A 13,067-nucleotide genomic window follows, 5' to 3' on the forward strand; every position below is an offset into this window, starting at 1 on the left:
TGCAACGTACGGGGGCTGCAACCCGCACCCGGTAGGAGGGCAGGCTTATCGCTTGTAGCCTCTGTTCATTTCCCTTTTTCCACTTCGTAGTGCACCCAGCGCGGCGCGAGCTTGAGCTGGATCAGCGTCAACGCGAGGATAATGAGGAAGATAATCCACGCCAGCGCGGAAGCATAGCCCATCTTGAAGTAGGTGAAGGCGTTGTTGAACAGATACATGACGGGAACCAGCAGACTATCACCGGGACCAGTGCTGCTCGTTCCTGCGCCCACACCGCCGAGGATATAGATACGGTCAAACTCCTGCAGGGCGTGAATCGTGCCCATGATGAGGTTGAAGAAGATGTAGGGCGAAAGCATGGGCAGGGTCACATGGCGGAACTTCGCCCAGCCACTCGCTCCGTCCAGCTCGGCCGCTTCGTACAGGTGTGACGGGATGCCCTGTAAGCCGGCAAGCCACAGGATCATCCCTCCGCCTGCTCCCCACAGTCCCATCACGATTAAGCCCGGCTTGCTCCACTCCGGCACGCCGAACCAGCCCGGCGGTGCCCAGCCAAACCACTGTCCCAGCGTGGCTTTCCACGCGGCATTCACCAGTCCCCTGTTCGGGTCGCCATTCAGCACCCATGCCCAGAGCACCGCCGAAGCCACCACTGGCACAATGGAGGGCATGTAGTAGGCAGTGCGATAGCCGCTCATGCCGCGCACTTGCGTGTTCAGCAGCATGGCGATGGCTAAGCCTGTGGTCATCCCCAGCGGGATGCCGAAGAACGCCAGATACCCCGCGTTGTAGAAGGCTTTGCTGAGGAAGCCGAAATCCACCGTCAGCAGCTCCTTGTAATTCAGCAAGCCGACGTACCGCGGCGGATGCAGTACGTCGTAATCACAGAAGCTGAACACAATAGACGCCAGAATGGGTCCCGCTGTAAACAGGAAGAAGCCGATAATCCATGGCGAAGCGAACAGGTATCCCGCAACGGCTTCCGGTCGCCCCAGCTTGCCCACTGGGTCCGACCGCCTCGCCAGCAGCACCACCACTGCCACAAACGCCAGCAGCCCCAGCGCGATCAGCGCCATCGGCAAGCGGATGTCCAGGATAGGATACTTCTCGCGCGTGAAGACTTTATCCAGCTCGCGCTGAACCGTCAAAGTCCCTGCATCCAAAGCCTGTTTGGGGGTCATCTCATGCAGGATTGCCATATCGAAGGCGCGCACGTGCTCGTCCCACAGTCGCTGTCCCACGAAAGTCACCGGGCGGAATTTGGAGACCTGCATCAGGTCGATGAACATCCGCAGCGGCTCGCGAAACTTGGCAGACTTCGGGGCGAACTCCTTGAATACCGCTTCGTTGACTTTCAGATTGGCAGACAATCCGGGCACATAGGGGCGCCCTTTGCTTTCGTTCCATGCCTTTTGCGCCCGCGCGGAAATCAGGTTGCTCTCCACTCCCGACATCCACTTGATGAACAGCCACGCCTCTTCCACGTGTTTGGCTCCACGCGGAATGGCAAACGAGAAGCCGCCAGACCACGTGATGAACTTTGGCTGTCCTTCGAAGGGCGGTTCACCGCGCAGGCGGGCGGCCGGGACGGGTGCAGGAGCGACCCCGAAATCGAGGTCGGGCTTGTAGCGGGCGATATTGTTCAGCACCCAGTTGCCGTCTATCTTCATCGCCACCTTGCCGATAAAGAACGGGTCCATCTCCTGAGTCTGGAATCCGGAGGCGAAAGCGTTGATGTTTTTGGCTCCACCCAGCTCGTCGTACACCTTCACCAGCCACTCCAGTGCCTCTACCGTGCGCGGGTTATTCAGGGTGCAGGTGCGCCCATCGGGAGACATGAACTCGCCGCCGTTCTGCCACGAGTACAGATACAGCCACGAGTTGCCGTAGTTGGGGATGAAACCGATGCGCTGGTAGGTACCATCCGGGTTGCGTTTGGTCAGCTTTTTGGCGTATTCCAGCAGTTCCTCCCACGTTTGAGGCGGACGGTTGGGGTCTAAGCCTGCCTCGCGGAAGAGTTGTTTGTTATAGTAAAGCGCGCGGTTGTCGGTACCGGCGGGGATGGCGTACACTTTGCCCTTGTAACATGCCTCCTGCCAGCAAGCGGTATAGAACTCCTCGGGGCGGATGCCGTCGGGTTGATTGCGGTCGCGCGCGATAAGGTCATCCAGTGGACGGAAGGCATCGCGCGATGCCCAGTCGCCGATGGTGAAGCGGTCCTGGAAGATAACATCGGGTGCCACGTTTCCCACAATGGCGGTCATCAGCTTCTGGGGGTTCATGCGTCCCGCTCCCATCGACAGCAGGCTGACCTCGATATGTGGGTAGCGGCGCTCGAACTCTTCTACCTGCGCTCGCAGTCCTGCGCTTTCCTCCCCCAGCTGCAGCCTCCACACCACCAGTTTCACCCTCTGCGGTGAATCGGGCGCCCGCTTTGCCAGCGTCAGCGAGGCAATAATGATTCCTATCAGGACGAGAAACAGCACAGCCCAAGGCAGGGCGCTTCCCAATCTCTCCCGCATAACTCCTCCGCCTCTCTTCTCCTTTGCCCTTCTATTGTAACAGGTCGGAAGCGAACAGGCAACACCGCCAGAGACCATCGAGGCAGGCATTGCATCTCTGACCTCAAACAGGGTAACATATTGCACAACTAAACAAAAAGGAGACTGTCGTGCGTAAACTCTTTTATCTCGCCCTGCTCACGCTGACCATAGCTGTTCGTGCACAGGAAAGCGGTTGTCCCGCTTGAACGGTGATACAGTCACACCAGCGCGGGTCGCTGGATGTTGGGTATCGCGAGTTCACCGTTCAGGTGGGGCAGGTCGCGCTGTTCGGCATGGTATCGGGTAACTCGGAGGAGAACCGTGCCAAGCTGTGGTTACGCACCGGATTGACGCCGCGGCTGGACATCGGTGCCGGCTACAGCCGCATGGGCAACCGTTTCTCGCTCATCACGACGTGGCATCCGCTCAGCAGTCGCGAAGGATTGCCTTTCGATGTACTGATGGGCTACGGCTTCTCTTCCGCCAATGTTCGCGAGCAGGAAGGCTTCTACACGTTTGTGGTCAAGTCCTTCGGGAATCTGGCACTGGTTACCGGTTTCGAGCGTCTGCGCAACGGTCGCAACATCGGGGTACTGGCAGGCTCATGGATCCTGTCGCAGGATACAGGGCTGATGTTCTACCTTCATACGGGCAGTATGCCGGGTGAGCCGACGCTGTATAACCTCGCGCTGATTCGGCGCGTGGGCGAGTGGCAGGTAGGTTTGTGGTGGTTCCACCCCAGTAAGGAAAGCACCGTGGGGCTTTCCTTCACCACGCAGTTCCGGCTGTCGGGCAGATAGGGGAACCAGCAAAAACCACAAGGAGGGCGAGGCTCCCGCCGAGCCGCCAGCACCTGCCCGCAGGCGGGGAGGTTGGGTGGGAGACGGCTCACCGGACGGTTCGCCCTCTACAAACGGTCGCTTACCTCACCCGTGCGAAACGCAGCTTGCCCACCCGAATGACCGCGCCGTGCAGGGCGGTGACCTCTATCTCCTCATTCGGGTCGGCATGGCGCACGCCGTTGATTTCCACCGCCCCCTGTTGAATCATGCGCCGCCCTTCGCTGTTGCTGCTCACCAGATCCAGCGCTGCCAGCAGGCGTGGCAGCCACACCCTGCCGTCCTTCACGATGTCCGCAGGCACATCGTATTCCGGAATATCTTCCGGCATCTCCCGCGCCGAGAAGACGCGCATGAACTCGCGGTCTGCTTCCTGCGCCGCTTCTGCGCCGTGGTAGATGCCCACTATCTCGCGGGCGAGGCGCCGCTTGACCTCCATTGGGTGCAGTGTGCCGTTGTTCAGCCCCAGGGCAATCTGGCGCACTTCGTCCATCGGCACATCGGTACACAGCTCGAAGTACGACACCATCAGCTCATCAGGCAGTGACATCACCTTGCCGAACATCTGGTCGGGCGGCTCGGTGATGCCGATATAGTTGCCCAGCGATTTGCTCATCTTCTCCACACCGTCCAGCCCGACGAGCAGCGGCATGGCGATAACGATTTGGGGGTCCTGACCGTACTCCCGCTGCAGGTCGCGCCCCACGAGGTTGTTGAATATCTGGTCGGTTCCGCCCATCTCGATATCGGACTGGATGGCGACCGAGTCGTATCCCTGACACAGCGGATAGAGGATTTCGTGCATACCCAGCGGCTTGCCCTCGGCGAGGCGGTTCTGGAAGTCGTCGCGCTCCAGAATGCGCGCTACCGTGTATTTGGAGGCGAGCTGAATGACGTCCGCAAAGGTCATCTTGCCCAGCCAGTCGCTATTGTAGGAGATTTCAGTACGTTCGGGCATCAGGATGCGGTATAGCTGCTGCTGATAGGTACGGGCATTCGCCTCCACCTCCTCTCGCGAGAGCTGCGGCCGCGTCTTGCTGCGTCCGCTCGGGTCGCCAATCATGGCGGTGAAATCGCCGATGATCAGGCAGGCGATATGCCCGAACTGCTGAAACTGCCTCAGTTTGCGCAGCACTACCGCGAAACCGAGATGAATATCAGGCGCGGTGGGGTCCAGCCCCAGCTTCACGCGCAACGGTTTGCCCGTGCGCGCCGACTTCTCCAGCTTCTCGCGCAGCCCGTCTTCGGGAATAATTGCCGCCACCCCACGCTGAAGCACCTGCAGTTGTTGCTCGATACTCTCCTCCATGCTCTATCCCGTCCGGTAAAAAGGTGTGCCGTTGGGTTATGTTACCAAATCGGGACGCGGTTGCGCAACCTGGTACCAGCAGGTGAAGGCGACATTAACCCCCCTCTCCCGAAGCCTCGGGAGAGGGGCTGGGGGTGAGGGTAACCACCTGAACCAACGGTCAATCCTCGCCCTGCGCTTTGGTGAAGCCCGGCTGGCCGTCAAACTCGTGTAGCTTCTCGATATGCGTCCAGCGGTGCTTGCTGCTGATGCGCTGTAGCAGGTCGAAAGCCTGGGCATCTGTCAAATCGCCCCCGCCGTCGCGCAGGATGAACCGGCATCGCCAGTGGTCTACCAGGTCTGTCAGGAAACCTGCTGCTGGGTAGACCATCGTCCCTCGGCTGGAGACCATCTTCAGCTTCAGGGGCGACCCTTCTGCCAGTTGCTCGAGGCTTTTGCCCAGCTGCTCGGGCGTGCCGTCGAACTCCACGAACACATCCATGCCCACCACCCGCCGCGCCTGCGGTCGCACCATCACCGGGTCGCGGGTTACCTGTGGCAGCTGCAGGGGCTTCGGCTCGCGCACCTGCCACCTTTCGGATTTCCGCCCCAGATTGCGGATAATCTCGTCCGTGTAGGCTGTCGTGGTCGCCGCCAGTTCGTCCCCCACCACATCACGGGTGCGCGCCTTGCCTTCTTCTAACGTGACCACGACGGCGTTTTCAATGAGGGAAGCCGCCTCAAACTCGCCGATATAGCGCAACATCATCACCGCCGAGAGGATAACCGCCGTGGGGTTAATCACGTTCTTCCCCGCATACTTGGGGGCGGAGCCGTGTACTGCTTCGAAAATCGCTACTTCGTTGCCGATGTTTGCCGACGGTGCGAAGCCCAAGCCTCCAATCAGCGCGGAGGTGAGGTCGCTGAGGATGTCGCCGTTCATGTTGGTGGTGACGATGACCTCGAACTGCTCTGGGCGTTTCACCAGCTGGTGCGCACAGTTATCGACAATGATATGGTTCGCCTCGATGTCGGGATACTCGGGGGCAATCTCTTCGAAGGTGCGTTTCAGCATGCCTTCGGTCAACTTCATGATGTTGGACTTAGTGGCGCAATGCACCTTCTTGCGTCCCTCCGCGCGCGCCACTTCGAACGCCAGACGCACAATCTTTTCGCATCCCTTGCGTGAGATGAGTTTCAAACACTGCGCGACGCCCGGCGTCTGCATATGCTCGATGCCTGCATACAGGTCTTCGACATTCTCACGCACAACCACCAGGTCGATACCGCGTCCGCTGTAGGGCGTGGGAACTCCAGGCATCTCGCGTACCGGTCGGATGTTTCCGTAGGTCTCAAACAGCTTGCGCAGGGTGACGTTCGCGCTCTTTTCACCGTATCCGACGGGCGTCTCCAGCGGACCCTTCAGCACCACGCGCGTCTTGCGGATGGACTCGATGGTCTCTGGCGGCACGCCGCTTTCCAGTCCTTTTTTGAACACACTGGCGCCCGCTTCGCGCACCTCCCATTCCACGGGCGCGCCCGTCGCCTCAATTAAACGCAGCGCAGATTGCACACACTCTGGTCCCACCCCATCGCCCGGAATGACGGTGATGAGTTTCTTGCCAGAAGGTGTTGTAGTCACGTTCATGCCTTGCCTCCACTCGCTGAATGGCGATGCGTTGTAGCATCATATTAGAGACCGCAAACACTTTTTCCTTGCCGTTTGCTTTCGCGCTGCTAAACTCGTATAATCGAAGACGCTATGGGAAACACATTCGGACATCTGTTTCGGATTACGACCTTCGGCGAGTCGCACGGCGGGGCGGTGGGGGTCGTCATCGACGGTTGTCCGCCGCACGTGCCCATCGCGGCAGAGGAGATACAGCGCGAGCTGGACAGGCGGCGTCCTGGGCAGAGCAAGCTGGTCACACAACGACGAGAGAGCGATACTGTGCATATCCTCTCCGGCGTGTTCGAAGGCAAAACGCTGGGCACGCCCATCTGCTTGCTAGTGTGGAACGAGGACGCCCGCCCCGAAGCCTACGAACACTTCAAGGAGCTGTATCGTCCCTCCCACGCGGACTACACTTACGATACCAAATACGGCATTCGCGACTGGCGCGGCGGTGGAAGGTCCAGCGCGCGGGAGACAGTGGGACGGGTAGCGGCAGGGGCAATCGCCAGGAAGATTCTGCAAGAGCAAGGCGTGCAGATTGTGGGCTGGGTAGAAAAGATACACACCCTGCGCGCGGAGGTAGACCCCGACACCGTCACCGTAGAGCAGGTGGAGGCGAACCCAGTACGCTGTCCCGACCCAGCCGTTGCGGAGGCAATGGCACAGGCGATAGAACAGGCGCGTCGGCAGGGTGACTCGCTGGGAGGCGTGGTGGGCTGTGTGGCGCGAGGCGTGCCGCCCGGCTGGGGAGACCCCGTGTTCGATAAGCTGGACGCCGACCTCGCGAAAGCGATGCTTTCTATCCCGGCGGCGAAGGGCTTCGAGATTGGCTCTGGCTTCGCAGGAACCGACCTGACCGGCTCGCAACACAACGACCCCTTCTACGTGGACGAACAGGGCAATATCCGTACCCGTACCAACCGCTCGGGCGGCGTGCAGGGAGGTATCTCTAACGGCGAGAATATCCTCGTTCGCGTTGCCTTTAAGCCAACAGCCACCATCATGCGACCGCAGGAAACGGTCAACATACACCACGAACCGGATATACTGCAGGCAAAAGGCAGACACGACCCCTGTGTGTTGCCCCGCGCTGTGCCCATTGTGGAGGCAATGATGGCGCTGGTGCTGGTCGACCACTACTTGCGCCATCGTGCCCAGTGTGGAGGCGAAGGATGAACCGACGTCAGCGAGAAGTGCTGGAAACGCTGGAACGATTACTGCACGCCATCTACTGTCAGGACACCGACACCTACCGCGAACTGGTCGCGGATGACGTGTCCTCCTTTGAAGCGGAGACGCCCGCACGCATCGACACAGTGGAGTTTCACCTGCACTACATGCGTCAGCAAAAAACGCTGCGCCCACCCAATGTGCAGTACCGTCTGGACATCGTGAACCCGCGCGTGCAGCTCTATGGTAACGTCGCTATCGCCACCTACACGCTGGTGGTTACTCGCTCCGACGAGGGCGGAATCCGCTTCCAAACCACCAACGAGACGCGCGTATTCGTCCGGGAGGACGGTCGCTGGATGATGGTGCACTTTCACAAGACGCCGATTTCCCAGTTCTCACCGTGAATTGGGGCGGCGCAGTCGATACACGTATGCCAGCACCTCCGCCACTGCCTGATAAAGCGCGGGGGGTATCTGCTCACCGACTTCCACCGTGCGATACAGGCTCTGCGCCAGAGGGGGGTTCTCCACAATCGGCACGCCATGTTGCAACGCGATTTCGCGGATGCGCAGCGCGATGAAGTTCATCCCCTTCGCCACGACGGTGGGCGCCGCCATCTTCTGCGAATCATACTGCAGGGCGACCGCGTAGTGGGTTGGGTTGGTGACCACCACATCTGCTTTAGGTACTGCCTGCATCATGCGGCGGCGGGCGATAGCCTGCTGGCGGGCGCGGATGCGTGATTTCACCTGCGGGTCGCCCTCCGTCTGTTTCATCTCCTGCTTGACCTCCTCTTTGGTCATGCGCAGGCTCTTTTCGTACTCCCATCGCTGGAAACCGTAGTCCAGCACCGCCAGTACCAGCATCGCCAGCCCAACCCGCCACGCTATCTTGTACAGCAACTGCCCCACCAGCATCAGCACCATCAGCGGGTCGATCTCACTGGTTCTCAGCAACATCGCCGCATCCGCCCGCACCGCCGAGAACGCCAGCCACCCAATCAGTAGCACCTTCAACAGCATCTTCGTACCTTCCACGAACGCCCGACGCGAGAACAGCCGCACGAAGCCGCTGACAGGGTTAATCCGCGCCCAGTTGGGAGCCAGCGGCTCGGCGGTGAACATCACGCCTACTTGCAGCAGGTTCACTACCACACCCACCACCATCGCCACGCCAACCACGGGCAGGAACGCCTTCGCGGCATGGCTTAAGCAACCCATCACGAATGAGAGCGCGAGCGCAGGAGAGAACTCGGTGTGGCTGAGGTTGGTCAGCGCAAAACGGATGGACTCCATCGCCCCCTGCAGCGCGCCCTCGCTGACCGCATTCAGTACCAAAACCACTGCCAAAAAAACCGCCACCGATGACAGGTCAACGGAACGGGCAACCTGTCCCCGTCGCCGTGCTTCCTGTCGGCGTCGTGGTGTAGCTTGTTCGGTGCGTTCTTCTGCAGGCATCGGTGAACCTGTGGAGACCTCATTCTCCCCTCTCCTTACCGGAGAGGGGATGGGGGTGAGGTTTCTTCACTCCGATTATCGGCAAAGCGGAGAAATCACTTCAGCTTTCATGCCGCAAACTGCTTGACTTTTTTTTCGATGTGGTACATTGCAGTTGGACATACGGAACCAGCCCTGAGCGAAGGAGGGAACCACGATGCTCAAACGCCTTTGGGGTGTAACCCTGCTATTGGTGCTGGCGTCCAATCTGTGCTGGGCGCAGTAGCGCTTCAACGGCACTTTCTACCCGCTGCGCTGGGGGCAAACGGAGGGCAGCCAGGACCTGATTACGCCCGTGAACGCACTGGGCAATCCGCTGTGTGTGAAGATGGGAACCAGTTGGAGCGCATATCTGGATGGTGGAGGCAACCTGCTGGGCTGGAAGGTGGGCTATGCGCGGTTGCGCAGCCTGGTGGACGGCACGGTCTATTTCACGGTGAACGACCCCGGCGTAGGTAACCTGAAACCTCCCGGACAGCCTTATCCTTTACCTGACCTTCCTGCTCATATAGACCACGCCCAGCTGGATATTTCGTATGTGATATATTATTGGGGTTCTTGGGGTCCGGTTTACTACCTGACCCCGATATACAGTTCAGAAGTATTCATTGTGTTGGATGCGCCGAAGGCTCCGATGAACCCGGCATGGGTAAGCGTGCTGCGGTATAGCTGCAGATGGGCATCGAAGAAAATCAACCTGTTTGACGCGGCGAGAGCGGTGACGTTCGGTGTGTTTTACCAGAAACCCGGTTTTTACTACCCGGACGACTCGGACTCGCGCTGGGTGCCAGATGGTTCATTCAGACTAAAGGCTCTTCTGGATAAGTGGGCAGCGATGGAGTGGACTAGGGGGAACTGTGTGGATGTTTCCTTCTTCACCATGATTGCCTTGTGCTCGCTGGGCATGGATTTCTCTGCAAGACGGCTAGTTACCGCCTCTTTGCTGCCGCCGTCTCCGGGCTGTGGACGAGAAAGCCACCCGGAAAACCCCTGGCACTGTAGCAATTCGAGTAGCCGACACTTTCATACGAACATGGTTTGCCCTGTTGGGAGTGATCCGACCCCTGGCGATGACCCGAGTGAGCCCATACCACCCTATCCAGACTATACTTACAAATGGTACTCCTGGGCATGGCATCAGGTGTGTGTCCTGTCTGGCGATCCCGACACCGGCGCAGGCATTTGGGACCCCACAGCGGCGCAGAAAATAGACCTTTTTGGCAGCAGCTACCGAAACCCGCCGGCCGACCATCCCGCTTGCCGGTGGATCCAAGAAGATTACTGGCAAATGCCTCGCATGCGGGGAGCGCCTCGGGGATTGGTGAATGAACCCGAGCAGATAGATGGAGCCGAACCTGTCGTAGAGTGGACGGGCAAGTGTGGGGTGAGTACCCTGCCTTGGACCCCGCCTTGATAAAAGACCGTAGGATGTGCGAAAATGAAGAGGAAACTGCTGCTTACCACTCTCACAATCTCTATCGTCGCCATACTGGCGCTGGCTTCTCACCTGTACGGGCAGATGAGCCACGATAGACTGCGCAAACTTCTCGAGGAGAGGGTCGCCATTCAGCCGGGGGAACTTCCCTACGTGGAGCGGCAGGGGATAGGAACTGGAGTGCTGGAAGACGTCAATGCACCTTACCTCACTCAATCGCTGCGTTTCAACCGCCGCGGTCCTCTCGGAAACTTCCTGGCAGAGATTTCATATGTCCTGGCACTCGTGTCGGATGAGAGGCAAGCTTATCGAAAATCTGTGTTCTTTGCAGGAAGCCAGTTAGCACCGTTGGGAACTCCTGGCATACCAGAAGGTACCTATAGCAGCTTCCCCATCGGTATGAAGAGCTGGGTATACACTCCACCTGAAGGAGCTAAACCGGGACCTGGAGCAGGAACCGCAAGGCTTGTCATACATGACGGGTGCCTTACCCTGAAGGTATACGTGGAGTATCAACCCATAGACCCCAAAGCGAAGACTGGGGTCTTTTTGCCCGTTACCCGCGAGGACCAGGAACGTTCCGAGTTTGTCGCACGCCTTTTGCTTTCTCGGACGCACATGTTGCTGATGAACTGGGAGGGGCTAGGTACATTGCGCGTGCAGAGCGCGAAGGCTACTGTGCCAGCCAAGCGGTCCACGGCGGGGGTGATATACGTTGCCGCAGGCGCCGTGCTACAGCAGCATGGCGGATCCCTCAAACAGGGCAAGGCAGGGGTGTTTACTGCGTCCTGGCTCGGCAAGCGGGTAACCATCCCCGTTGCAGCACGGGTACTGCTAATAGGGAAGCAACAGGTTCCGCTCTCGCAGCCAGTACTGTATGATGGGCGCGAGGTATGGATAGAAGCACGCGGGTTTGCGCAGGCGTTTGGCTGGAAGCTGATTCGGCGCGGGCAGGCAGTATCGCTCTCGCCTCAGTAAAAAATGCTAGGAGGAGAATTGCACCTGCCATTACCCCAAATAGAAGCCCTTCCCGAAACGCGGTGGGAACGGCATTTCCACCGACAAGCGGGATGGATTGGCTCTGACTGCGCATACTCTGTGCCGCTGGATGCGGAGCGGACACTCTGGCTGTTTGGCGATACCCACTTCGGCGAGGTGCGCGACGGTCGGCGTGCGAACGCCCAAATGGTGATGGGTAACTCCATCGCCATCCAGCAGGGGAAGGATACCCAGAGCGCACGCCTCCGGTTTTTCTTCGGCGCGGGCGGGGTAGATAAGCTCACCGCCTTTCTCCGCCCGCGTGCCTCACGCGGCTGGTTCTGGTTTGGACACGGACTGGCAGAAGGTAAAAGATTATGGCTTTTCCTTACTCACATTGTGCCCACCGGCGAGCCGGGCGTGTTCGGCTTTCGCTCGCAGGGAGCGTGGCTGGCGGAGGTGTTAGACCATTCCCTTCCGCCCACGCAATGGCGGTCCCACCTCTCTTTCGGTAGCGCGGTATGGGGCGACGGCAAGTGGGTGTACATCTACGGTATCCGAGATGACCGATCGCGCAGCCCGTTGAAGCGCGGACTGGGGGTTGCCCGTGTGCCTGTGGGCAGAATGGCTCATTTTACCGCGTGGCAGTTCTGGACGCTGAACGGCTGGAACCACCGATGGCGCGAATGTTCCGTTTCAGGTGATGACATCGGCGCGGAGTTCAGCGTGAGCTTCGTACCCGCCCTGCGCAAGTGGGCACTGGTGTACTCCCCCGCCGACCTCTCGCCCGAAATCCGTCTGCGCTGGGCAAACTCGCCGACGGGCGCATGGAGCGAACCGCAAACGGTGTACCGCTGCCCCGATGTACAGAAAGGGCAACACGTCTTCTGCCACGCGGCGAAAGCGCACTCCGAGCTCTCCGCCCCCAACGAACTGCTGGTCACCTATGCCACCAACTCTTTCGAGATGAGCGAGGTGCTGAACAACGCGGCGCTGTATGTGCCTCGCTTTGTGCGATTGCGTTTCCTGCGGTGAACCTGTTATACCCGCTCATCTGGAAGAACAGTTCCTGTTTTGCGCCGGCGAAAGTCGCCGAAGTGGTGGAAGGTGAGGAAGTTCGCGTCATGCTGGTTGTGCGCCCCCGCCCATGCCGTCATCATACGCGGTGCGCGAAACGGCAATCAGGCCTTTCCCCTCAATGAGCCAATCCACATACTGAAAAAGCATGTTTCTCAGGGGCGGGGTGATACAGAAGAATGGCCCGCACCTCCCAGTGACGGAGGTCGCGCGAGCAGATAAGCGCAAGGGTGTGAGGATGTTCGAGAAATCATTAGGACTTACGCAGTTGGATTGAGGTCGTAGGTGGGATGAGCCAGATAAGCTCGTATCGCTTCCCGAAGGAGAGACAACTTCGCCTCATACCAACTCACCCCTGTCCGCAAACGATAAACCTCCAACCGTAAAAAGGCCCGTAAAGCCAACAACAAATGGCGCACCATCGCTAAAGCCTTGCGAACTTGTGCCCGCTCCACCCCACAGCATTGCTTCAGCGCCCGATGGTAAACCTCTATGCCCCAGCCCTGCCCCGCCAACTGCGCCCGCTGCGTTGCGGTCATCCCCAAGTCGTTCGTCGCCCAGTA

General features: G+C 59.4%; 12 protein-coding genes. 6 read left to right on the forward strand and 6 right to left on the reverse strand.

The annotated features are described in order from the left end of the window. Positions 1-65 precede the first annotated feature (65 nt). Positions 66-2,522, reverse strand: coding sequence for an extracellular solute-binding protein (locus tag K6U75_12395; protein ID MCL6475838.1), 2,457 nt, complete (start codon positions 2,520-2,522; stop codon positions 66-68). Positions 2,523-2,752: 230 nt separating this feature from the next. Between K6U75_12395 and K6U75_12400 the strand changes: the two genes are divergently transcribed. Next, positions 2,753-3,343, forward strand: a complete 591-nt coding sequence (locus K6U75_12400; protein MCL6475839.1) for a hypothetical protein — start codon at positions 2,753-2,755, stop codon at positions 3,341-3,343. 121 nt (positions 3,344-3,464) lie between these two features. Here the strand turns inward: K6U75_12400 and tyrS are convergent, their stop codons facing one another. Next, positions 3,465-4,691, reverse strand: coding sequence for a tyrosine--tRNA ligase (gene tyrS / locus K6U75_12405; protein ID MCL6475840.1), 1,227 nt, complete (start codon positions 4,689-4,691; stop codon positions 3,465-3,467). Between the two features lie 160 nt (positions 4,692-4,851). After that, positions 4,852-6,318, reverse strand: a complete 1,467-nt coding sequence (locus K6U75_12410; GenBank protein MCL6475841.1) for an NADP-dependent isocitrate dehydrogenase — start codon at positions 6,316-6,318, stop codon at positions 4,852-4,854. A gap of 114 nt (positions 6,319-6,432) precedes the next feature. Between K6U75_12410 and aroC the strand changes: the two genes are divergently transcribed. Together aroC and K6U75_12420 are read left to right on the forward strand one after the other, a co-directional pair. Continuing rightward, entirely contained in the window at positions 6,433-7,521 is a 1,089-nt protein-coding gene (aroC, locus tag K6U75_12415) for a chorismate synthase (protein MCL6475842.1), read from the forward strand. Next, a complete protein-coding gene (locus K6U75_12420) occupies positions 7,518-7,922 on the forward strand; it encodes a nuclear transport factor 2 family protein (GenBank protein MCL6475843.1) in 405 nt (134 codons plus the stop codon). The genes aroC and K6U75_12420 overlap by 4 nt, the downstream gene beginning before the upstream one ends. On the opposite strand, the gene flhB is transcribed toward K6U75_12420, so the two are convergent. Next, positions 7,914-8,975, reverse strand: a complete 1,062-nt coding sequence (gene flhB / locus K6U75_12425) for a flagellar biosynthesis protein FlhB (GenBank protein ID MCL6475844.1) — start codon at positions 8,973-8,975, stop codon at positions 7,914-7,916. The genes K6U75_12420 and flhB overlap by 9 nt on opposite strands. Positions 8,976-9,309: 334 nt before the next feature. On the opposite strand from flhB, the gene K6U75_12430 reads away from it, so the two are divergent. The 3 genes from K6U75_12430 to K6U75_12440 are packed head-to-tail and all read left to right on the forward strand — an operon-like array spanning position 9,310 to position 12,462. Continuing rightward, the gene (locus K6U75_12430) at positions 9,310-10,428 is read left to right on the forward strand and encodes a hypothetical protein (protein ID MCL6475845.1); all 1,119 of its coding nucleotides are present in this window, start codon (positions 9,310-9,312) and stop codon (positions 10,426-10,428) included. A gap of 24 nt (positions 10,429-10,452) precedes the next feature. Beyond that, the gene (locus tag K6U75_12435; protein ID MCL6475846.1) at positions 10,453-11,427 is read left to right on the forward strand and encodes a hypothetical protein; all 975 of its coding nucleotides are present in this window, start codon (positions 10,453-10,455) and stop codon (positions 11,425-11,427) included. Between the two features lie 18 nt (positions 11,428-11,445). After that, on the forward strand, positions 11,446-12,462 hold the full coding sequence (locus tag K6U75_12440; protein ID MCL6475847.1) for a DUF4185 domain-containing protein: 1,017 nt from the start codon (positions 11,446-11,448) through the stop codon (positions 12,460-12,462). 5 nt (positions 12,463-12,467) lie between these two features. Here K6U75_12440 and K6U75_12445 read toward each other — a convergent pair whose 3' ends face one another. Both K6U75_12445 and K6U75_12450 read right to left on the reverse strand, forming a co-directional pair. Beyond that, a complete protein-coding gene (locus K6U75_12445; protein ID MCL6475848.1) occupies positions 12,468-12,608 on the reverse strand; it encodes a hypothetical protein in 141 nt (46 codons plus the stop codon). A gap of 156 nt (positions 12,609-12,764) precedes the next feature. Further along, positions 12,765-13,067, reverse strand: a 303-nt coding sequence (locus K6U75_12450) for an IS701 family transposase (protein ID MCL6475849.1), incomplete at its 5' end; no start/stop codon positions are given.

The sequence above is a fragment of the Bacillota bacterium genome (genome assembly GCA_023511455.1).
Taxonomy (GTDB): domain Bacteria; phylum Armatimonadota; class HRBIN16; order HRBIN16; family HRBIN16; genus HRBIN16.